This window comes from Sulfitobacter sp. F26204 (genome assembly GCF_026410305.1).
In the GTDB taxonomy this organism is placed as follows: Bacteria; Pseudomonadota; Alphaproteobacteria; order Rhodobacterales; family Rhodobacteraceae; genus Sulfitobacter.
This window is the reverse complement of sequence record NZ_JAPMLQ010000003.1, coordinates 109433-131368: the sequence shown is the minus strand read 5'-3', so window position 1 is coordinate 131368 and position 21936 is coordinate 109433. Positions and strand designations below refer to the sequence as shown.

At 54.0% G+C, this 21936-nt stretch carries 21 protein-coding genes and 1 tRNA gene; 17 read left to right on the top strand and 5 right to left on the bottom strand.

Translation table 11 applies throughout. The features are described 5' to 3' along the window. The first annotated feature begins 15 nt into the window (after window positions 1-15). The 11 genes from sufC (at window position 16) to OS190_RS09485 (ending at window position 9904) form a co-directional block, all read left to right on the top strand. A complete protein-coding gene (gene sufC / locus OS190_RS09535; RefSeq protein WP_267158464.1) occupies window positions 16-771 on the top strand; it encodes a Fe-S cluster assembly ATPase SufC in 756 nt (251 codons plus the stop codon). Beyond that, entirely contained in the window at window positions 771-2051 is a 1281-nt protein-coding gene (sufD, locus tag OS190_RS09530; protein ID WP_267158463.1) for a Fe-S cluster assembly protein SufD, read from the top strand. The genes sufC and sufD overlap by 1 nt, the downstream gene beginning before the upstream one ends. Beyond that, on the top strand, window positions 2051-2548 hold the full coding sequence (locus OS190_RS09525) for a YIP1 family protein (protein WP_267158462.1): 498 nt from the start codon (window positions 2051-2053) through the stop codon (window positions 2546-2548). Before sufD ends, OS190_RS09525 begins: the two co-directional genes overlap by 1 nt. Further along, the gene (locus OS190_RS09520; protein WP_267158461.1) at window positions 2545-3135 is read left to right on the top strand and encodes a Yip1 family protein; all 591 of its coding nucleotides are present in this window, start codon (window positions 2545-2547) and stop codon (window positions 3133-3135) included. The genes OS190_RS09525 and OS190_RS09520 overlap by 4 nt, the downstream gene beginning before the upstream one ends. Further along, window positions 3135-4355, top strand: a complete 1221-nt coding sequence (locus tag OS190_RS09515) for a cysteine desulfurase (protein ID WP_267158460.1) — start codon at window positions 3135-3137, stop codon at window positions 4353-4355. The genes OS190_RS09520 and OS190_RS09515 overlap by 1 nt, the downstream gene beginning before the upstream one ends. Before the next feature lie 385 nt (window positions 4356-4740). Beyond that, window positions 4741-4817: transfer RNA gene (locus OS190_RS09510), tRNA-Arg, on the top strand. Between the two features lie 337 nt (window positions 4818-5154). After that, the gene (locus OS190_RS09505; RefSeq protein ID WP_267158459.1) at window positions 5155-6333 is read left to right on the top strand and encodes a DegT/DnrJ/EryC1/StrS family aminotransferase; all 1179 of its coding nucleotides are present in this window, start codon (window positions 5155-5157) and stop codon (window positions 6331-6333) included. A 129-nt stretch (window positions 6334-6462) separates the two neighbouring features. Then, complete coding sequence (locus tag OS190_RS09500) at window positions 6463-7062, top strand: sugar transferase (protein WP_267158458.1); 600 nt, start codon at window positions 6463-6465, stop codon at window positions 7060-7062. Between the two features lie 147 nt (window positions 7063-7209). Beyond that, window positions 7210-8172 (top strand): IS1595 family transposase, encoded by a 963-nt coding sequence (locus tag OS190_RS09495; RefSeq protein ID WP_267158457.1) that lies wholly within the window; start codon window positions 7210-7212, stop codon window positions 8170-8172. Window positions 8173-8205: 33 nt separating this feature from the next. Continuing rightward, window positions 8206-9774 (top strand): ATP-binding protein, encoded by a 1569-nt coding sequence (locus OS190_RS09490; RefSeq protein ID WP_267158456.1) that lies wholly within the window; start codon window positions 8206-8208, stop codon window positions 9772-9774. Further along, window positions 9767-9904, top strand: coding sequence for a hypothetical protein (locus tag OS190_RS09485; protein ID WP_267158455.1), 138 nt, complete (start codon window positions 9767-9769; stop codon window positions 9902-9904). Before OS190_RS09490 ends, OS190_RS09485 begins: the two co-directional genes overlap by 8 nt. A gap of 133 nt (window positions 9905-10037) precedes the next feature. On the opposite strand, the gene OS190_RS09480 is transcribed toward OS190_RS09485, so the two are convergent. Then, complete coding sequence (locus OS190_RS09480; RefSeq protein WP_267158454.1) at window positions 10038-10289, bottom strand: hypothetical protein; 252 nt, start codon at window positions 10287-10289, stop codon at window positions 10038-10040. A gap of 176 nt (window positions 10290-10465) precedes the next feature. On the opposite strand from OS190_RS09480, the gene galE reads away from it, so the two are divergent. After that, on the top strand, window positions 10466-11557 hold the full coding sequence (galE, locus tag OS190_RS09475; protein ID WP_267158453.1) for a UDP-glucose 4-epimerase GalE: 1092 nt from the start codon (window positions 10466-10468) through the stop codon (window positions 11555-11557). 63 nt (window positions 11558-11620) lie between these two features. Here galE and mepK read toward each other — a convergent pair whose 3' ends face one another. Next, complete coding sequence (mepK, locus tag OS190_RS09470; RefSeq protein ID WP_267158452.1) at window positions 11621-12190, bottom strand: peptidoglycan L,D-endopeptidase MepK; 570 nt, start codon at window positions 12188-12190, stop codon at window positions 11621-11623. A 376-nt stretch (window positions 12191-12566) separates the two neighbouring features. Between mepK and OS190_RS09465 the strand changes: the two genes are divergently transcribed. From OS190_RS09465 to OS190_RS09450, 4 genes are read left to right on the top strand one after another with little or no spacing between them, the layout of a single operon-like run. Beyond that, entirely contained in the window at window positions 12567-14147 is a 1581-nt protein-coding gene (locus tag OS190_RS09465; protein ID WP_267158451.1) for a L,D-transpeptidase family protein, read from the top strand. A gap of 33 nt (window positions 14148-14180) precedes the next feature. Then, window positions 14181-15272: a UDP-3-O-(3-hydroxymyristoyl)glucosamine N-acyltransferase gene (gene lpxD / locus OS190_RS09460; protein WP_267158450.1), complete on the top strand. Its 1092-nt coding sequence runs from the start codon at window positions 14181-14183 to the stop codon at window positions 15270-15272. A 33-nt stretch (window positions 15273-15305) separates the two neighbouring features. Further along, window positions 15306-15563 (top strand): acyl carrier protein, encoded by a 258-nt coding sequence (locus tag OS190_RS09455; protein WP_267158449.1) that lies wholly within the window; start codon window positions 15306-15308, stop codon window positions 15561-15563. 4 nt (window positions 15564-15567) lie between these two features. Further along, window positions 15568-16776 (top strand): beta-ketoacyl-[acyl-carrier-protein] synthase family protein, encoded by a 1209-nt coding sequence (locus OS190_RS09450; RefSeq protein ID WP_267158448.1) that lies wholly within the window; start codon window positions 15568-15570, stop codon window positions 16774-16776. A 56-nt stretch (window positions 16777-16832) separates the two neighbouring features. On the opposite strand, the gene OS190_RS09445 is transcribed toward OS190_RS09450, so the two are convergent. Beyond that, entirely contained in the window at window positions 16833-17471 is a 639-nt protein-coding gene (locus OS190_RS09445) for an invasion associated locus B family protein (protein ID WP_267158447.1), read from the bottom strand. 470 nt (window positions 17472-17941) lie between these two features. Between OS190_RS09445 and OS190_RS09440 the strand changes: the two genes are divergently transcribed. After that, entirely contained in the window at window positions 17942-19519 is a 1578-nt protein-coding gene (locus tag OS190_RS09440; protein ID WP_416237395.1) for a helicase HerA-like domain-containing protein, read from the top strand. A 103-nt stretch (window positions 19520-19622) separates the two neighbouring features. On the opposite strand, the gene OS190_RS09435 is transcribed toward OS190_RS09440, so the two are convergent. Both OS190_RS09435 and OS190_RS09430 read right to left on the bottom strand, forming a co-directional pair. Next, window positions 19623-20927: an ABC transporter permease subunit gene (locus tag OS190_RS09435; protein ID WP_267158445.1), complete on the bottom strand. Its 1305-nt coding sequence runs from the start codon at window positions 20925-20927 to the stop codon at window positions 19623-19625. Next, window positions 20924-21934 (bottom strand): branched-chain amino acid ABC transporter permease, encoded by a 1011-nt coding sequence (locus OS190_RS09430; RefSeq protein ID WP_267158444.1) that lies wholly within the window; start codon window positions 21932-21934, stop codon window positions 20924-20926. Before OS190_RS09430 ends, OS190_RS09435 begins: the two co-directional genes overlap by 4 nt. Between the last annotated feature and the right edge of the window lie 2 nt (window positions 21935-21936).

Here is a 21936-nt window from a genome sequence, read left to right as displayed (position 1 = left end):
AGAAGGAATGACAAAATGCTGAACATCAAGAACCTGAACGTGAAACTTGACGACGAGGACAAGCAGATCCTCAAGGGCGTTGATCTGGAGATCAAGGGCGGTGAAGTCCATGCCATCATGGGGCCAAACGGGTCAGGTAAATCGACGCTATCCTACGTGCTTTCCGGCAAGGATGGCTATGAGGTAACCGAAGGCACTGCCACGCTTGAAGGGATTGACCTGCTGGAGATGGAGCCGGAAGAACGCGCCGCGGCTGGCCTGTTCCTTGCCTTTCAATACCCCGTTGAAATCCCCGGCGTGGGCAACATGACCTTTCTACGTACTGCAGTAAATTCACAGCTCAAGGCGCGAGGCGAAGAAGAGATGTCTGCAGCGGAATTCCTGAAAGTGGTCCGCGCCAAGGCAAAGGCACTCAAGATCGACGCGGATATGCTCAAGCGTCCTGTAAACATGGGTTTTTCCGGCGGCGAGAAAAAGCGTAATGAAATCTTGCAGATGGCCATGCTTGAGCCAAAAATGTGCATCCTTGACGAAACAGATTCCGGTTTGGATGTAGATGCGATGAAACTGGTTGCGGAAGGGGTGAACGCGTTGCGTTCCGAGGGCCGTGGCTTTCTTGTCATCACCCATTATCAGCGTCTTCTGGACCATATCAAACCGGACGTTGTACACATCATGGCGGATGGCCGCATCGTAAAAAGCGGCGGGCCTGAACTTGCCCTGGAAGTAGAAAACAACGGCTATGCCGATATTCTGGCAGAGGTGGCGTAATGACAGCCCTCGCTGAAAAAACCGATCCAACCGAGGCGATGATCACCGCACATAGCGTGACATTTTCGGGCTGGTCAAAATCTGCGCGTGAAGACGCGTTGATGCGACTGCGCAAGATGGGTTTGCCTGACCGACGCGACGAATATTGGAAATATACACGACCCGACAGTTTGACGCAGGCGACGGCACCCACTGCGGCAATTTTTCAAAATGACGAGCCTCCCTTGTTCGGCGAAATGGACCGGCTGAAGATTGTGTTTGTTGATGGCGTTTTCGATGCGGCGGCCTCTGACGATTTGGCTCTTGAAGGGATCACCATCGAGCGGCTGGCAACAGCGCAGAGCGATCTGCACTGGGCGCGAGACGTATATGGTGTGCTTGAGTCCCACGGGCAGTCACCTGTTGCGCGTCCTTTGGCTGCGCTCAACACAGCACTTGCCACAGATGGTGTCCTGATCCACGTGTCGCGCACCCCCAGCAAACCCATAAACCTGATTTATACACATAATTCAGATACTTCGGATGCGATCTTGCACCACTGCATCAAGCTGGATCCGGGGACAGAGGTGACGCTGTTGGAAAATGGTCCTGCCGCTGCGCGGTTCAACAAGGTGATTGAAGTCGAGGTTGGCAACACTGCCAGTTTCAATCATATCCGCGCACAGGGGCGTGATCATGAACGTCGCGCTGCGACTCATATCTTTGGGCGTCTTGGAACAGAATCAGAATTCAAATCCTTTACGCTAACGGTCAACGGTGTGATGACCCGTAACGAGGTTGTACTGGAACTGACAGGTGATGACGCCAAGGCACATGTTGCGGGCGCTTGTGTCGGCGATGGTGAATTCCACCACGATGACACGGTTTTCATCACACATGACGCGGTAAATTGCGAAAGCCGTCAGGTTTTCAAAAAAGTGTTGCGCAACGGTGCAGTTGGCGTTTTTCAGGGCAAGATCCTGGTCAAAGCCGATGCTCAAAAGACCGATGGATATCAGATCAGCCAATCCTTGCTCCTGGATGAGGACAGCCAGTTCCTTGCCAAACCAGAGCTTGAAATCTACGCCGATGATGTCATCTGCTCACATGGCTCCACCTCTGGCGCAATCGACGAGGACGCGTTGTTCTATTTGCGGGCACGAGGTATTTCCAAGGGTGATGCGACTGATTTGCTGACACTGTCCTTCCTCGCCGAGGCTGTTGAGGAAATCGAGGCTGAAACGTTGAAGGAAGAAATCCTTGAACGGCTGACCGGCTGGCTTGCACGTCGCCGCAGCTGATGCCGGCCACCCGTGATATTGTGGCCACCTATCGGGGGCCGGGCCGCGTTGTGCGCCGGATTCTAAGTGAGGGACCGCGCGAAGACCGCGCATTGGTCTATCTCATGGTCGGCTGTCTGATGGTCTTTGTTGCCCAAACCCCACGTTTGGCGCGCGAAGCCTTTGTGACCGGAGACAACCTTCAGATGCTCATGGGGGCTTCCTTGCTCGCCTGGCTTTTCATCGCGCCTTTGCTGCTTTACGCTCTGGGCGCGGTGACCTACGTCATTGCCAGATTCCTGCGGCAAGAAATCACCGGGTATGGTGCTCGTTTGGCATTGTTCTGGGCGTTATTGGCCTCCGCGCCGATCATGTTGCTCTGGGGTCTGACTGCGGGATTTGTCGGACCGGGGGTTGAGATGACGGGTGTTGGTGTGCTTTGGTTCGTTGCATTCTTATGGTTCTGGATCAGCGGTTTTCGTGCCGCCAATGCGCTGCCTTTGGACACAAGCACATGATACAACAGGCCTTTGCCCCATTGATCCAGACAAGCATTCGCGATCCGCGGGGTGCTGCGGGATTGATTATGGCGATGAATCTGGGGCGTGATGTCTTGTGGACCGCTTTGGCGCTGGTGGCGGTTCTGAATACCTTTCTGATCATGCTGATCGTCACCACCTCGGCCAGTACCACATCAATGCCTTTGCCAGGTTATTTTGACAAACCTTTAACCCTGTTTGTTTTGATCGCCGGACTGATGGTGGTCTATATTCACGCAATGTACTGGGCGGGGATGGCCACAGGTGGCAAGGGCAACCTGATGGATGTTCTGGCTCTGGTTGTCTGGTTTCAGGTGCTGCGTGCCATTGCCCAAACCGGCATTGTGGTGCTGTCACTCGCGATTCCACCGATAGGGGCGGTGATGTCACTGGTGGTCGCGGTTTGGGGCCTTTGGATATTTCTGAATTTTCTTGTAGTTGCCCTGAACCTTAAGTCGGCATGGCATGGCCTTGCGGTGGTACTTGTGGCCTTTGTCGGACTTGTGCTGGGGTTGGCGTTCATCATCGCTATGATCGGCGGTGCCGCTTTGGGAGTGGTGAGTTGATGTTTGATGTTACAGAAATCCGTCGTGATTTTCCCATTTTAAGCCGCGAGGTTAATGGCAAACCTTTGGTTTATTTTGACAACGGCGCTTCGGCACAAAAGCCACAGGTGGTGATCGACGCGATTACACAGGCCTATGCGCAGGAATACGCCAACGTCCATCGCGGGTTGCATTATCTGTCCAATCTCGCAACAGACAAATACGAATCTGTGCGTGCTACCGTTGCGAAATTTCTGAATGCAGGATCGGAAGACGAAATCGTTTTCAACTCCGGCACTACAGAAGGGATCAACCTGATCGCCTATGGGTGGGCCATGCCGCAAATGCAAACAGGTGACGAGATCATTCTTTCGGTGATGGAGCACCACGCGAATATCGTACCCTGGCATTTTCTACGTGAACGACAGGGTATTGTGATCAAATGGGTTGACGTGGATGCCAGCGGTGCCCTTGACCCGCAGGCCGTTATTGATGCGATCACACCCAGAACCAAGCTGATTGCGATCACCCAGATGTCAAATGTCCTGGGCACAAAGGTGGATGTGAAAAGCATCACTGCGGCCGCTCATGCGAAAGGTATTGCCGTGCTTGTCGATGGTTCGCAAGCCGCTGTGCATATGCCTGTTGATGTACAGGATCTTGGCTGTGATTTTTACGCCATTACCGGGCACAAGCTTTACGGCCCATCAGGGTCCGGTGCGATCTATATCAAGGCTGATCGGATGCGACAGATGCGCCCGTTTATCGGCGGGGGTGACATGATTAAGGAAGTCACCAAGGATGGTGTGATCTATAACGATCCGCCAATGATGTTCGAAGCAGGGACACCAGGAATCGTGCAAACCATCGGTCTGGGCGTGGCGCTGAATTACATGATGGGTGTCGGCATGAACGAAATTGCCGCCCATGAAGACAGCTTGCGCGATTACGCCGCCACCAGATTGAAGGATTTGAACTGGATCTCCGTCCAAGGGGCGACAAAAGACAAGGGCGCGATTTTCAGCTTTACCATGGAAGGTGCAGCCCATGCCCATGACATTTCGACCATCCTTGATAAAAAGGGGGTCGCAGTACGGGCAGGGCAGCATTGTGCCGGGCCATTGATGGAGCATCTCGGCGTGCCAGCAACCTGTCGCGCCTCCATGGCAATGTATAACACCAAATCCGAAATCGATGTGTTGGTTGACGCGCTTGAGTTGGCACACGATCTGTTTGCCTAGCTATAACACGCTTTGACACCAAGAAATTGGCTGCGTCACCGCCGGGAAAAATTGGTGCGCGCGCAATTAAATAGTGTATAGTCAATTAGATACGGCGTGATCTTGATCCAAATAACGCCAGACTGCAAGGGCTGTCGGTTCACGTATGACAGGTCTAGCGCGCGCAAGACCGGTGGATAATGCTGGCGCGGGATAAGTCGCTAAATCCTTGTTTGCGCCCATTGCGGGTCACCCGGCGCTTATGTATAGAAACACCGTGGAACTCTGGCACTTTGGGTCAGGGTATCACCCTCCACAGACGGAGGACGATTGAGAGAGGCATTGTCCGCGCGGAATAATGTCTTTCAAAAAACACCGTGCCGTTGCCTTTGACAGAATGGCTATCGGTCCCATAGCTCAGCTGGATAGAGTGCTCGCCTCCGAAGCGAGAGGTCGCTGGTTCGAATCCAGCTGGGACCACCATCTTTTCTGATTTACCCTCTGACACAGATATGCTTGCGACTGGGCGGAAGCTCCTGTTTGCGATCAAATACACCCTGGCGCAGCCGCAGCCGAACCCACCTCAACGATTGTAGTCAACTTGCAATGTCACACCCCTGCATTGCATCCCGAACAATCTTGCAATGCAGCGGGGGGCTGGTCATTGGCCGGTATCCCAAATTTTCGGAAATGGGCAAAGGTTGTGGTCGAGAAGTCAAACAATACCATATATTTTTTGTACGCATATATTTTGGCTGTAAATACCCAACTTTCCCTTGATATGGTCTAATGGCCAACCCTAATTCAGGATAGATCTGTTATGTCGAAGCTCCCTAATTTAACCGCAGCAGAGTCGATTCCGGATGCTGCATTGGCGGAAGTAACGCGTATCCTGCAAACGGGCGACTTGTTTCGCTATGGCTCTGATCAGTCGCCGGTTACCCTATTGGAAGCGGAATTCGCCCAGGCCCTCGGGAGCAGGTTCGCATTGGCGGTATCGTCCTGTTCAGCGGCCTTGTTTCTATCGCTCAAGGCGCTTGGTCTGCCACGCGATGCAAAAGTTCTGCTGCCTGCTTTTACCTTCGCCGCTGTACCATCAGCAGTCGTTCATGCGGATTGCGTTCCCGTGCTGTGCGAATGCGGCAGTAACTATCGCATTGATCTTGATGATTTCGCGCAAAAGCTGCCAGATTGCGACGCCGTCATCATTAGTCACATGCGAGGCCATACCTCGGATATGGATGCGATCATGACAATGGCCAATGCTGCCAATGTGCCCGTGATCGAGGATGCCGCCCACAGCCTTGGCACAACATGGGCGGGGCGCAACATTGGTACAATTGGCAAGATCGGCTGTTTCAGTTTTCAATCTTACAAAATGCTGAATTCAGGCGAGGGAGGGATTCTGATTACCAATGACGAAGACCTGATTGCACAGGCCGTCATCATGTCGGGTGCTTACGAGCATAACTGGAAGAAACACCCTGTTCTGGGCAAGGTTTTTACCAAATGGCAAAACCGGCTTCCCTTGTACAACATGCGCCTCAATACCCTTTCGGCCGCATTGATCAGGCCGCAGCTTGACGCATTGACACAACGCGTGAAACGCGGGCGCCGCAATCATGATCATGTGGCACGAATTCTCGATGGCTGCCCATGGATTGATGTTCCCACTGCCTTGCCGGCCGAATCCCGCGCACCAGATTCGATCCAATTCAATCTGGACAATATGACCGATACGCAGGTTGATTGTTTTGTAGACCAGGCCGCATCGCTTGGATTGAAAACAGAAGTCTTTGGACGCTCTGCCGATAATGCGCGTGCATTCTGGAACTGGAAGTTTTTGAAAAACAACCAGGAATTGCCGAAAACCCGAGCGATGTTAAGTCGGGCCTGTGATGTACGTCTTCCTACGCGACTTACGTTGAAGGAATGTGAAGCCGTCGCCGGGACGATCCTGAATGCACTGACCGTTACGATGACCGCGCGCGTTGCCTAACCAGCACTGGAAATTATCCGCTGCATTGGGGTTTCAATACGAAATCTGCTGAAAAACCGAAACGCTTTGTTAATTTTTTCCGCGCAATCTTCACCTGTGTGCCAGTGCAGGTGATGGGAGGGCAAACTCGTGCGGGTAGGGGGAACGCGGCTGTTTTGGTGCGCCAAACGGCTAAGTGACGTAGGTCTTTCTTTGGCCTTGCTACCGGTTCTGGTGGCGCTCGCGCTTGTCTTGGCAGTGGTGAATCCCTGGCTGAATCCAGGGCCGTTATTCTACTTTCAGAAACGTGTTGGTCAGCACGACCGTATTTTTGTCATGCTCAAATTCCGCACCATGCGGCCTCAGGTAGGCAAGGCAAAATTCGCCGATGCAGAAGGCCACAGGATCATGCGTTTTGGGGCGATATTACGCAGGTTCCGTATCGACGAATTACCTCAGATCCTCAATGTTCTGCGCGGAGAGATGAGCCTTATCGGCCCGCGGCCTGAACAACCTGAATTTGCCTGGCAATATCGCCACCAGTTGCCAGATTACGCTAACCGTCACATTGTGCGCCCCGGGCTGAGCGGCCTGTCCCAAGTGGTGCAAGGCTATACCAGCGACATACAGGCAACGCAGGTCAAACTGGAACTGGACCTGCGCTACATCACCAAATCGGGTTTTCGCATGGAAACCTATGTTTTCTGGCGCACGCTGGTCACAGTGTTTACTGGCCACGGGGCGATCTAGTGACGGGTAAAGATGAGAATGGCGTTGATTCACGCAATTTTATCGCAGGTCGCGCTTTGAACGGCCCACGAAAAAATAGGTGATTGTATATTTGACAAACCCAAGGTGAATGCGTAGTTTAATCTCAACAAGTTAGAGGTTAACCCAATGTCCGTTCTGTCCAAAGCCTACATGCACGACGAAGCCGCTGCTTTTGCGCACGTTGAAAGCATCATCTGGGCCGACGGAACGGTTTGCCCACACTGTGGCGTTGTGGATCGAGCTTACAAGCTGGAGGGCGTCCGCACTAAGGCAAGCAAGAAGAACCCTGAGGGCAAAGAGCGTCACGGCCTCTGGAAGTGCCGCGAGTGCCGCAAGCAGTTCACGGTGCGCAAAGGTACGATCTTCGAGGAAAGCCACATCGAAATGCACAAGTGGCTGCAAGCCATTCACCTGATGGTGTCCAGCAAGAAGGGCATCAGCAGCCACCAGCTTCACCGTGTTCTGGAAATCACCTACAAATCCGCATGGTTTCTGACGCACCGCATCCGCGAGTGTATGCGTGACGGTGCGCTTGCTCCGTTCGGCGGCAATGGCGGCACTGTAGAAGTTGACGAAACATTCATCGGCGCAAAGCACAAGAAAAGCAAAACCGCTCGTGGCTTTGCTCACAAGAATGCCATGCTGACCCTTGTGGACCGCGACACCAAGCAAGCCAAGTCCATCGTTGTTGACGATATCAAGAAGGACACACTGGTTCCGATCCTGCGCGAGAACATCGCCAAGGAGGCCGTGATCTACACCGACGAAGCCAAACAGTATACGAAACTGGCTGACGATTTCGCTGGTCACGACTTCACCACGCACAGCAAGGGCGAATACGTGAAGCGCGAGAAGCCGCAGGTTCACACCAACACCGTCGAAGGCTTCTACAGTATCTTCAAGCGCGGCATGAAAGGCGTGTACCAGCACTGTGGCAAGCAGCACCTGCACCGCTATGCGGCAGAGTTCGACTTCCGCTACAACAATCGCGTTGCCAATGGCTTTGATGATGCTCAGCGTTCTCAAGTTGCGCTGGAAGCGGTCGTCGGCAAGCGCCTAACCTATAAATCGCCTAACCAAGAAATCTGATGTCGAGTAAGCGTCGAGTAAGTGTCGAGTAACATGGCAGACCCACAAAACGACCAACTTTCACTACTTGATCTACTGGAGAAGCCTCCAATAGAGGCGCTCTACTCGCCAGACCAAATCTACGACAGCGATGATGTTACGCTATTCTCTAGGTTGACTGAGGATCATCGCTTTGATCGGAAATCCGCCCGAACACAGCCAAAGGAGTTGGCAAAGTACCTCTCAGCGTTCGGAAACGGGCCAAGTGTCGATGGAGGCGTCTTAGCGGTTGGGGTTGAAAACGATGGGACGGTTTCTGGTTGCGCGCATCTGGACCAAGACGGTCTCTCAAAGATCGAACGTCTTGGGGAAAACGCCTGCCCAGATGGACGCTTTGAAACCAAGCGCGTTTTAGCAAAAAACGTATCTGGGGGTGAAGATTTCATCGTTTTGGCGCGCATTCGCTATGTTGAGGGCAAACTTGTTGAGCTTGCAAATGGAGAGGCTTACGAGCGCCTTGGCGATGAGTGCAAAAAACTTAGCGACTCAAAAAAACAAGAGATCAGGATCGACAAAGGTGAGCGCTCGTTTGAGCAAGAGCCTTGCGGCCTAGTTTATCCCGACGATTTTGACGAAAACGCCATAGCAAGGTTTGCAAAGCTTGTAACGGATAACGTATCAACTGACCTCCAGTATTCGCGAACTGATATCCTCAAGGCATATCACTTAGGCAGAGAGCGCTCCGGTGCTTTTGTGTGCAACAACGCTTGCGCTGTCCTATTTGCGCAAGACCCTGTGACTGTATTCCCAGGCCTTCTGGTGCATTTCCTCCGCTATGAGGGGACCGAAGCTCTTTCTGGCAAGCAGTATAACGTCGTCAAAGATCGAATGGTTTCTGGAACCATTGTCGAAGTGATCAAAGAAGCCGCCAACTTGATTGACTCAAGTGTGCGGGAGTTCACAGAATTTCGTGATGGTAAGTTTTTTACCGTACCAGAGTATCCGCGCGATGCATGGTATGAGATGTTGGTCAACGCCTGTGTTCACCGGTCTTTTAACATTCGGAATGCCCCTGTTTTCGTGCGCATGTTTGATGATCGAATTGAGGTTGAAAGCCCGGGGGGATTTATGCCTCAGATCACTCCAGAGACAATTGTCGGCACTCATCGCCCGCGAAACCCTTTTGTAATGCGCAGTTTAAGAGAGTTTGGTGAAGTCAGGTGCATAAGCGAAGGCACTAGACGAATGGTTGCAGAGATGACTGCTGCAAACCTGCCACCGCCAGAGTTTAAGCAAAAGCGAACTGACAACCTCAGTGTCGTATGCACCTTAAGGAACAACGTCCGCGATAGGTCAAACTCTTTGGATAGCGATGCGTACAAGAGCCTTGGACGGGCCGTAGCGTTTAGCTTGACGCCAGAAGAGCGGAAGATTGTCAATTATTTGATGGAGCACGGAAAGATCAACGTCAGCGGTGCACTGAGGATACTTACAACAACCAGATGGCACACGGCTCGCGATATGCTTGTCGAGATGGAGAAGCGCGGCCTACTTGACTACGTCACCAGCGGGAAACCGCGCGATGCACATTCACATTACAGGTTAGTAAGTCGCAATGACTAAAGATAAATCCCAACTTGACAAGTTCAAAGAAGCCGCCCGCCAGCTAGAGACGGACGACGACGATGAACGGTTTGAGGAACAGCTCAAGAAGATCGTTAAGCAGAAGCCGGGCGAGAAAAAAGTCGAATGAGGTACTATGATACCTTCACGTAACATGGTATCATGAGTACCTCATTGGGGGTATTACATTACCATGAAAAAGCCAGAGAATGTCACCGAGCGAGCATGGCGCGAGCGGAGCCACTTTCAGTCCTGCCGCACCCTTACTGACGCAGTTGTCGCTGCAAATCTTCAACCGCCCGAGTTAAATCCCCAATCTGGTGAGTCATTGCATCTATCTTCTTCTCCTGAACCTTAACCACCGCCCCGACATCGAAAAATCCAGTTACCCCAAGAATTGCGCTGCAGGAGGAGCAGCAGATTGCGACTTGTTTGAAGTTGGCCCCAGATGGGGAAATCTCTTGGGCTTTGGTGCCAGTCTTTCCGCAGTGGCCGCAAATTGTTGTGCCAAACATATCTCGAATCTCCTTAAAGTGGAGTCCGAGCCTGCACTTACGTTACGGGTTTGTCAAATATACAATCACCAAAAAATAGGGTCAGCGCCTGATAGCCTGAACCGACTTAACCGAATCCTTGGCTCACCCGACTATAAAACTTGGCAAAGTACCATTGCGTTGAAAGTTGGTCGAATATGCCTGCGACAATTCTGTTGACCGGTGGTGCCGGTTTCATCGGTTCGCATACCTATGTCGCACTGGTCGAAGCAGGATACCAAGTTGTGATCCTGGATAACTTTTCGAACGCGGCACGGGATGTACCAGAGAGGCTGGCACAGATCACAGGCCATGCTGTTATCGCCCATGACGTTGATGCGGGGGATTCGCTTGCCCTTGATGCGGTGTTTGAAACATATGCAATCGACGCGGTGGTACATTTCGCCGCCAAGAAATCCGTGCCGCAATCGCTTGCCAATCCCCAGCGGTTTTTTAATGCCAACATTGTATCCTTGTTGACGCTGATGCGCGCAATGGAACGCCACGGCGTGAACAGGATGGTCTATTCTTCCAGTGCGACGGTCTATGGTGCACCGGAATCCCTGCCGATCCCGGAACACGCTCCATTGCGTTACACAAATCCCTACGGGTTATCCAAATTGCTGGGCGAGCAATTTCTGAATCAGAAAATACGCCAACCGCAAGGGTGGGACGTGGGAGTTTTACGGTATTTCAATCCTGCTGGCGCTCATGTCTCCGGTCTAATCGGCGAGGCCCCGCTGAGTAATGGTGGCAATCTGATGCCGCTTCTGGCGCGGGTCGCCAAGAAAGAACTGCCCTTTCTCACAATCTTTGGACAGAACTATGGCACACCTGATGGCACAGGAATCCGCGATTACATCCATGTCTGTGATCTGGCGAAGGGACATGTTCAATCCCTTGAGAAGCTATTGCGTCATCGACAGTCCCATACTGTCAATTTGGGGAAAGGCGAGGGACATTCAGTACTGGATCTGGTCAAGACCTATGAAAAGGTCAGCGGGCAGACGATCCCATACCGGTTTCAAGACCGGCGCGCTGGCGATGTCGCCGCGAGTTTTGCAGATCCGAGCATGGCAGCTGATCTTCTGGATTTTCGTGCGGAGCGCAATTTGTGGGATATGTGCCAATCCAGTTGGCGTTGGGAAACATTGAGCGACCCAGCCTGGCAGTTGAGCGAAGCGAAACCGACACCAAGGATACTGAAGATGCCGGCAGCGGGATTGTCACCACAAGATTTTCGACATTAGATCAAATCCTGCAGCAAATATGCAAGGGAGACAGGAAGGTTTCGGAGATAGTGCTGCGGATCTTCAGCCGCCCCAGTTACGGACAACGCCGCAATCCATATGCACAAAATTGGACCCTGAATACCGGCCGACGCCACCGCTGCGACAGGAGATAGCGGCACGCGCAATCTGATTGACCGAGCGGGTAGCCAACCGCAGATCCGCAGCTTTGCCCTGCATGTGTAGCGAGTTTTTGGCGACACCGCCCGATCGGGCGCGCAACATCGCGTTGGTCTTGGGGCTTCGATAGCCGGACAACAACATGTAGGGGTCGGGAGCATCCAGCAAATTATGCGCAGCAGCCATGATATCGACAGTACGCAAATCAATTGTCTTTACCCCATCCGTGCGCCAGTCACGCATGAAGTAGTTCAATTCCTGCACTGCTTCTTTGATGTAATTTCCTTCGATCCAGTAGATCATATCGATGCGTTCGCCGGTACGGCCTGAATACATCTTGATGCGGCGAATATCGCCACCCCCCCTCAAGAAACCTGCTGCATTTGAATAGGTCGGCGCTGCTGCCACTGCGGTTGCTGCAAATGCCCCAAGAAGGGCGCGCCGGGTCATCCCCGTTGAGCTTGTTCCAGTCATAGGTCGTCTGTCCCGTCTTCTGCCTGTGTCCATGATGTTACATGGGCGTTAAAACTTGGTCCCCAGATGCAACCTTTTTATGTCATAGCCAAAATCTTGAACCAAGCTTTTAATCACCTATCTGCAAAGTTGGAACAACTTTAGGCAATTTTCTGCTCAAAGCGTGACCCGTCTCAGAAGGCTGCAGAAATACCGGTGATCTTTTGGCATCAGCCCCGAATTTGTTCCTGTTTTACACCATTGTTATTGGACAGGGGCCTCGTCCATTAGGAAAATCAGGGCTAAAGCGGGCAAGACGGTACAAGCCTGCGTTACCTTGGGGATTTCAATGATGCGAACGGCCTTCCTTACTCAGTTTTCTAGAAGACAGGCTTTGATGGCCGGCTTTGTGATCGCCTTTGGCGCGGCGCTGTCCTTGGCACCCCGTTCTGGTGCTGCACAGGTCACAGCGTTCAAGCAAGCCATCGCGGAAGCTGCGGCACAGGATGATGACATTGCCGGATTTTATCGTGAAAACGGCTATAGGCCGATTTGGACCGGTGCCGGTGAAGTTGACCGCGCCCGGCGTGCCGAACTGATGCGGGCAATCCGGTCAGTAGCGGCGCACGGCCTGCCCGTAGCGCGGTATGATCCCGATGGTCTGATGAACACATTGGCCTCTGTCCGCACCGCCCGCGACCGTGGCATGGCCGAGGTCGAAATGAGCCGGGTCTTCTTAAAATACGCCCGCGACATCCAGACGGGCATGCTGACTCCGCGTTCGATCGATCCCGCAATGGTGCGCGAAATTCCCTATCGGGATCGCGGCAGCTATCTGTCGGATTTGACCACCGCTAAACCTGCGGCTTTCTTTCGTGCCTTGCCGCCGACCAGCATGGAATACAATGCGTTGATCAAGGAAAAGGTCGCGATGGAGCGACTGCTGAGCAGTGGAGGCTGGGGCGCAACCGTACCCGCCAAGTCGCTGAAACCCGGAGACAGCGGGAATGCGGTCATTGCCCTGCGCAATCGATTGATTGCAATGGAGTATCTGGAACGGACCAATACTCGGGAATATGACGCGGACATACAGGCTGCTGTCCAGCAGTTTCAAATGGCACATGGTTTGAACGATGACGGCGTGGCCGGCGCAGCCACCATGCGCCAGATCAATGTAGGCGTTGAAAATCGCCTGCAATCGGTGATGGTCGCGCTTGAACGGGAACGCTGGTTCAATACCGATCGTGGCAAACGCCATATCCTTGTCAACCTCCCCGACTTTTCCGCCAAGATAATGGATGATGACAAGCTGACCTTCTATACCCGGTCGGTGATTGGTGCCAACAAGGGCGACCGCCCGACACCCGAGTTTTCGGATATGATGACACATATGGTTGTGAACCCGAGCTGGTATGTGCCGCGCTCGATTGTGACCAAGGAATATCTTCCTGCGCTTAAACGTAATCCCAATGCTGTCAGCTATATCGAGATTACGGATCGACGCGGTCGCAAGGTTAATCGTGGTGCCGTGAACTTTTCACAATACAACGAACGGAATTTCCCATTTTCCATGCGTCAGCCTCCCAGCAGATCAAATGCCCTAGGACTGGTGAAATTCATGTTCCCGAATAAATACAATATCTACCTGCATGACACCCCGGCCAAAAGCCTCTTTGCCCGTGATGTGCGCGCCTTTAGCCATGGCTGTGTCCGGTTGGCCCAACCCTTTGACTTTGCCTATGCACTACTTGCGGTACAAGAGGCCGATCCAGAGGGCTATTTTCAATCAGTGCTGCGATCCGGCAGCGAATCCAAGATCATGCTGAAAGAGCCGGTTCCCGTCCATCTGATCTATCGAACCGCAGTGACCAATGCGCGCGGACACACGGAATATCGCGCAGACGTTTATGGGCGTGACGCCAAGATCTGGAATGCGCTGTCGCGTGCAGGGGTGGTCTTGGGTGCCGTTCAGGGGTAAATCTCACGGCCTACGGCCAAAAAGGTAACGCCCATGTCATATACTGTTGCTGAAATTGCGAAAACATTGGGGGCCGAGGCGGCTGGCGACACGGCCATGGTAATAGCCCGCGCCGCCGAACCACAAAGCGCAGGACCGACTGATCTTGCGCTTGCGATGAGCCCGAAATACGCCGAGCACCTCTCTGCCGGAGCAGCCAAGGCAGCGATGGTCTGGCCCGGAGCCGATTGGCAGGCGATGGGGCTGAAGGCCGCGATTTTCCCGTCGAGACCGCGCTTTGCAATGTCCGGCATGACCAAAATGCTTGACCCGGGACAGGGGTTTGCAACGGGTATCCATCCCTCGGCAATCATTGATCCATCGGCTGTTCTGGCTGCAGACGTGAGTGTTGGACCGCTGGCCATCATCTCGGCAGGGGCACGCATTGCCCGGGGGTCCGTGATCGGACCACATTGCTTTATCGGCATGGACGTGACGATTGGCGAACAGGCATTCCTGCGCGAACAGGTCAGTATCGGTGCGCGTGTCACAATCGGAGATCGCTGCATCATTCAGCCCGGAGCACGGATCGGCGGCGATGGATTTTCCTTTGTGACGGCGGAACCCTCAACAGTGGAATCGGCACGAAAGACCTTGGGTGATCAGGGCGAGGCAGTGGCCCAGCCATGGATCCGCATCCACTCTCTTGGTGCAGTCACGCTGGCCGATGATGTTGAAATTGGCATGGGCTGTACCATCGACTGCGGGACGATCCGCGATACCACGATCGGTACTAATACCAAGCTCGATAATCAGGTGCATCTTGGGCATAATGTGACCATCGGCGATAACTGTCTGATCTGCGGGCAGGTCGCCATCGGCGGATCCGCCCGTATTGGCAACAATGTCGTTCTGGCAGGGCAAGTCGGGGTCAACGACAACATCTTTCTCGGTGATGGTGTGATCGCGGGGGGGGGTACAAAAGTGATGTCCAACGTACCTGCGGGTCGTACGATGCTGGGCTATCCAGCAACACAGATGGACAAACAGGTCGAGCAATACAAGGCCCTGCGCCGTCTGCCGCGCCTGCTTCGTGAGGTCGCAGAAATGCGGAAAACGGTTTTCAAATCGGACAGGAATGGCTAATTCTCTAACCGAACCTCCACCAAGGACGTTTTCATGAATATCACTGATCAAGTAATCGCTATCATTGCAGAACAGGCCGTGCTGGAACCGGAAGACGTGACGCTGGACAGTTCTCTGGAGAGCCTCGGCATTGACAGTCTGGGTTTGGTCGAAAGCATTTTCGCGATCGAGGAGGCCTTTGACATCACTGTGCCTTTCAATGCGAACAATCCATCCGAGTCCGATTTTGACATTTCCTCTGTCGGCAGGATCATCGAGGGTATCAAACGGCTGAAGGCCGAACAGGCATAGTGCGATGAAACGTGTCGTCATCACTGGCGCTGGCACGATCAACGCGCTGGGACAGACAGTTGCGGATACTTTGAAAGCGATGCGCGAAGGGGTCTGTGGTATCGGCCCGTTGGAATTTCGCGATGTGGAGCGTCTGCAAATCCAGATCGGTGGACAGGTGCGCGGCTTTGAGGCCGAAGGCCGTTATAATCGCCAACAGATGTCACTTTATGACCGGTTTACCCAGTTCACTTTGGCAGCAGCAAAAGAAGCTATTGAACAATCCGGCCTGATTTTCTCTGGCGAACTTGCTGCCAGGTCCGGTGTCGTTCTGGGCACCGCCGGCGGTGGTGTCTCTACCTGGGATGACAATTACCGGGCGGTTTATGAAGAAGGCAAAAACCGCGTTCATCCCTTTGTGGTGCCCAAATTGATGAACAATGCCGCCGCCAGCCATGTCAGCATGGAATGGAACCTCAAGGGGCCCTCCTTTACGGTCTCGACGGCCTGCGCCTCATCCAATCACGCCATGGCACAGGCCTTGTCGTTGGTGCGCTCTGGCATGGCCCCCGCAATGGTCACAGGCGGATCGGAATCCATGCTGTGTTTTGGCGGGGTGAAGGCCTGGGAAGGCCTGCGCGTCATGAGCCGCGATGCATGTCGTCCGTTTTCCGCAAACCGCAATGGGATGGTACAGGGTGAGGGTGCCGGCGTTTTTGTTTTTGAGGAACTGGAGCATGCCCGCAAGCGGGGCGCCGACATTCTATGCGAGGTCGTGGGATTTGCCATGACTTCGGACGCCAGCGACATCGTTATGCCATCCAAAGCCGGCGCTGCCCGCGCGATGTCGGGCGCATTGGCCGACGCGGGTCTCAACCGCGAAGAAGTGGGATATATCAACGCCCATGGCACTGGAACTGCTGCAAATGACAAAACGGAATGTGCTGCTGTCGCCGATGTCTTCGGGCCGCACGCAGACCGGCTCATGATCTCATCGACCAAATCCATGCACGGCCATCTGATCGGCGGCACCGGAGCCGTGGAACTGCTGGCCTGTATCATGGCACTGCGCGACGGCGTCATTGCCCCAACCATCGGCTACGAAGAAGCCGACCCGGAATGTGCGCTTGACGTAGTGCCCAACGAGGCGCGTGAGGCAGAGATTAATGTCGCTCTCAGCAATGCCTTTGCCTTTGGGGGGATGAACGCCGTGATTGCCCTGCGCAAGGTCTGATTGCAAAAGACCGCCCCCGACGGGAGCGGCCTTTCAATTTCTGGCAGTCAGGGGAATTACTGCTCGATCACGGACACCTTGTTGTAGCTGGCGGTGAATCCTTCCAACGACAGGCTAAGCTTAACCTGCTGATCCGGTGCCAATGCAGGAATGATCGTGATCTCTGCCGCTTTGCCCCGCTTGAACGCTTGCACATCTGCAGGGGTCAACCCCAACCGGGCATAACAGCCGACGGGATTACAAAAGGCATAAGGATAGCGCCGAGCCTTGCCACCATCGACGGCGATGGTCAATTGCTGGGGCAGGGAGGTTTCAAGCGGCACGACAACCGTTGCGCCCGCTTCGGCCTTGCCACCTTTGGGCAGACGGAATAACGAGATCTCCGCAACCGGTGCGCCCTGACCGTCATCCAGAAGCTGGTACATCTGGCAGGGATCGTTCTCTGCTTCGGTCTTGATACAGCGCATTTCCCAGGCACCGATCACTTCCTGTGTATAGGGTTTGCCCAGCTCCGGGTCCTTTGTGGCATCCTCCCCAAGGCTCAATTGGTCCTGAACCTGTGTCGCTGCGCCCGACTGCGGTTCTGCCTCTTGGGTTGTTGCCGTCTCAGATGTCGCGGTCTGGGCGATACCATTCTGCGGGGCCATCAGCGCCAAAGCGGCGCAAAGGGGCAGTGCGGTGAAAAACTTGCTCATGTCAAATCCACATTTGTTGCTTTCTCGCCATCTAGCACGCCATTCTCGCAATGTCAGTGACGTTCCGCAAAAATGTGATCTTGTCAGATTCAAGATCCGGCAAAGATCCGCTTGGCAACAGACGCACAACAAAAGCGTGCTCCGAAACAGAAAAAGGGAAAGGGAAAGGGAACGATTAACGTTCCCTTCCCTGATCTTTCTCCCCGTCGAACTAGGCCGACTTATGCCGTTACGTTACGAAAGCATCGCGGGTCGGTCAACAAATTTAAGTACTTGAAAATCAATATTTTAGCAACAAACGCGATCTTCACCGGCAAAGCGCGCGCGCCCGAAGTAAAAAGGACCGCACCCGAGGGCGCGGCCAGTCTGACAGGGAGGATTTGTTGCAGGTGCAAAAGGACATATGCACCAGCGACAGGAATGACTATGGCATGCAATTGTTAACTTTGTATGCTCATGCAGAAACCACCATGGCACCACCTGAGAGGAACCCGCGCGTGACCAAAGACATTTTTATCGGAGGAGGCGGCACAGATTACGCCACTCAACAATTTCTCAACATCGGTTACGCCAACCGCCACGGGTTGATTGCGGGCGCCACGGGGACTGGGAAAACAGTGACACTCCAGATCCTTGCCGAGGGATTTGCCGCAGAAGGTGTGCCGGTGTTCCTCTCCGACGTCAAAGGTGATCTGTCCGGCCTCGCCAAATCTGGCAGTGCCGATCACAAACTGCACGGTGCATTTACCAGCCGCGCTGAAACCATTGGATTTTCCGAATTTTCCTATGATGCGTTCCCCGTAACCTTCTGGGATCTTTATGGACAACAAGGTCATCCGGTACGCACTACCGTTTCCGAAATGGGCCCGCTTCTTTTGTCGCAATTGCTTGGCCTGTCCGAAGCCCAGGAAGGTATTCTCAACATTGCCTTCCGTGTCGCCGATGAAGATGGTTTGCCTTTGCTCGATCTCAAGGACCTGCAAGCCTTGTTGGTCTGGATCGGCGAAAATGCCAAGGAACTTGCCCTGCGCTATGGCAATGTCTCGGCCTCTTCCGTCGGCACAATCCAGCGCCGTTTGCTGGTGCTTGAAAACCAGGGGGCTGCCGAACTCTTTGGTGAACCGGCGTTGGCGTTGAGCGACCTTATGCGCCGGGACGCGGACGGGCGCGGTGTCATCAATATTCTCGCGGCGGATCAATTGATGGGGGCACCTAAACTATATGCGACCTTCCTGCTTTGGTTGCTTTCCGAACTGTTCGAGGAACTGCCAGAAATTGGCGACCCGGAGAAGCCAAAACTTGTGTTTTTCTTCGACGAGGCACATTTGCTGTTTGATGATGCGCCGAAGGCGCTAGTTGACAAAGTTGAACAGGTCGCACGTCTGATCCGTTCCAAAGGTGTCGGAGTCTATTTTATCACCCAGAACCCGGCGGACGTACCTGAAGACATCCTCGGTCAGCTGGGCAACCGTGTCCAACATGCCTTGCGGGCCTTCACAGCAAGAGACCGCCGGGAGTTGCGCATGGCTGCCGAAACCTACCGCGAAAATCCGCGTTTTGACACCGAGGAGGCCATCCGCGAAGTTGGCGTCGGCGAAGCGGTCACTTCGTTTCTGCAAAAAAAGGGGGTCCCCGGTATCGTCGAACGAACATTGATCCGTCCTCCCTCTTCGCAACTTGGCCCGATCAGCGCGGGCGAACGCGCCGCACTGATGGCGCAATCCGCGATGGCGGGGAAATATGACCAGCGCCTTGACCGGAATTCTGCCTTTGAAATTCTGCGCGCGCGTGCGGAGAAAGCCGCAATCGAAGCTGCCAAGGCCGAAGAAGAAGCCGAGCAGACCTCAACCCCGGCCCTGCGCGAGTTCAGCAATGCGCGACGCTATGCAGGCAAGGGCGTCAGCCGATCCACCTCTCGCGCGCCGCGCCGCAAGGCCCAGGAAGGGTTCGGTGCCGCCGTTGCCAATGTTGTGATCAAGGAGCTGAAAGGCACCACAGGGCGGCGGATTGTACGTGGTATCCTTGGAGGGCTGTTCAAAGGCCGCTGACACGTCGAAATCGAAAAAGGGGGCGGCCTCTCGGCGCTCCCCCTTCATTTCATTTGTCCAGTTCCGCATTCCCCGGCGGGCGGCTGACCTTCTGAGGCTGCGCTTACCTCTCGGGTATCAATCCGCGCGGACTGAAGCGCAGAACAGCCAGCAACACGATGCCCATCGTCAACAGCCGCATATGGGCGGCTGATTCAATCAAATGTACCTTCAAGGCCGAGCCGTCTTCCATCCCGGAGGTGACAACATTCATCAACCACAGGCCCATTGGCTCCACCTGAACCCAAAGGAACCAGATCAGGAAACCGCCCAGCACCGCACCAAGGTTATTTCCAGATCCACCTACGATGACCATGACCCAGACAAGAAAGGTAAAGCGCAGCGGCTGGTAGGTGCCCGGCGTCAATTGTCCATCAAGTGTCGTCATCATCGCCCCCGCGATACCACAGACCGCGGAGCCGAGAATGAAAACCTGTAGATGCCGCGCGGTAACATCCTTACCCATGGCTTCGGCGGCAACCTCGTTGTCACGGATTGCCCGCAACATTCGGCCCCAAGGGCTGTGCAATGCACGTTGCGACATCCACATCAACAACAACAGCACCGCAGCGAAGAGAAGAATATACAGAACCTTTACATACAAGGTCGACCCTTCAACCGGGTCCATGCCAAAAGCCGCTGCACGTTCCACAAAAGCGGGATCGTTCTGCAGATCAATCTCGAATGGTACCGGACGAGGAACGCCAATCACATTCTTGACACCCCGTGTCAGCCAGTCTTCGTTTTTCAAGATCGCGATAATGATTTCGGCAATTCCGAGCGTCGCAATGGCAAGGTAATCCGAACGCAACCCGAGTGCGGTCTTGCCAATGAGCCATGCCGCAGCCGCCGCAAAAAGCCCACCAACAGGCCAGGCAATAAGCACAGGCAGGCCAAGCCCGCCAAGATACCCTGTCTCTGCCGAATTGATTTCTTCGATCCGCGCAACGGCAGGGTCAAGCAATGCACGAAACAGAAAGAAGCCAGCAACCAGGACGGCGATAACGATCAGATTTCGCAAAGGACCTGCCGCCATCCGGCGCATGACCTGGATGGCCGCGACAATCGTGCCCGCCCCCAATAGAAGTGCGCCGATAATCCCTAGACCACCTGCGGCAAAGCCGCCTTCTGTGGGCGGCATACCGATCAAAACCGCCGCCAGACCACCGAGTGCAACAAACCCCATGATACCGACATTGAACAATCCGGCAAACCCCCATTGCAGGTTCACACCCAGGGCCATGATGCTTGAAATCAGTCCCATCGCAATGATCAACAGGGCGGAGTTCCAGCTTTGCTGAAACCCGACAAAGGCGATTACCAGTGCGATTGCACCAAACAATAACGTATTCTTAAGTGTCTCGGTCATACCGACTGCCCCTTGAATAGACCCGTGGGTTTGAACAACAACACGATTAACAAGATTACAAAGCTGACTGCGAACTTATAGTCCGTACTGAGAAGCTGGACGAGGCCGCTCGGCTCCAAACTTTCGGGCATCAGATAGACCAGGATTTTTTTCCAGGCATAGGTGATCGTCACCTCGGAAAACGCAATCACAAAGCCTCCTGCAATGGCCCCGATGGGATTTCCCAGGCCACCGACGATCGCACTGGCGAAGATTGGCAGCAGCAATTGGAAATAAGTGAAGGGTTTGAAAGATTTATCAAGCCCGTACAGTACCCCGGCGATGGTCGTCAAAAAGGCGACGATGATCCAGGTAATCATGACCACACGTTCCGGATTAATGCCCGAAAGCAAGGCCAGATCCTCGTTATCGGAATAAGCGCGCATCGACTTGCCCGCCCGTGTCTTGTTCAGGAACCAGAACAGGGCAACAACCACGATAACGGCTGTCACGATCGTAATGCCCTGGGTGGTCTTGAACGACAATCCTTCTGCCAACCCGGTCGCTTTCTTGAACTCCCGCGCCGAAATGATAAAGCGCTCCCCGTCAAAAAAGTTCTGATCATCCGGGCCGATAATAAACCGCGTCACGCCGTTGTAGATAAAGGTAATTCCCAGACTGACAATCACAAGGATCACCGGCTTGGCCTTTTTAACACGATAGAACTTATAGACGGCACGGTCGGTAAACAGCAGTAGTCCGATGGTAAACAGGATACCAAAGGGCAGGGCGAGCAGGGCAGTCGGCAACGGCCCCAGCGAAATGCCCCAGCTTTGGAAAAGCCAAGTCATCAAAACCGTCGCCATCGACCCAAGCGCCATGGTGTCACCATGGGCAAAGTTGGAAAACCGCAAGATGCCATAGACCAGCGTGACACCAAGCGCGCCAAGCGCCAGTTGTGAGCCATACGCCACGCCGGGGATAAAGACGTAGTTCAGAAAGGCGATAATTGCATTGAGAAAATCCATCG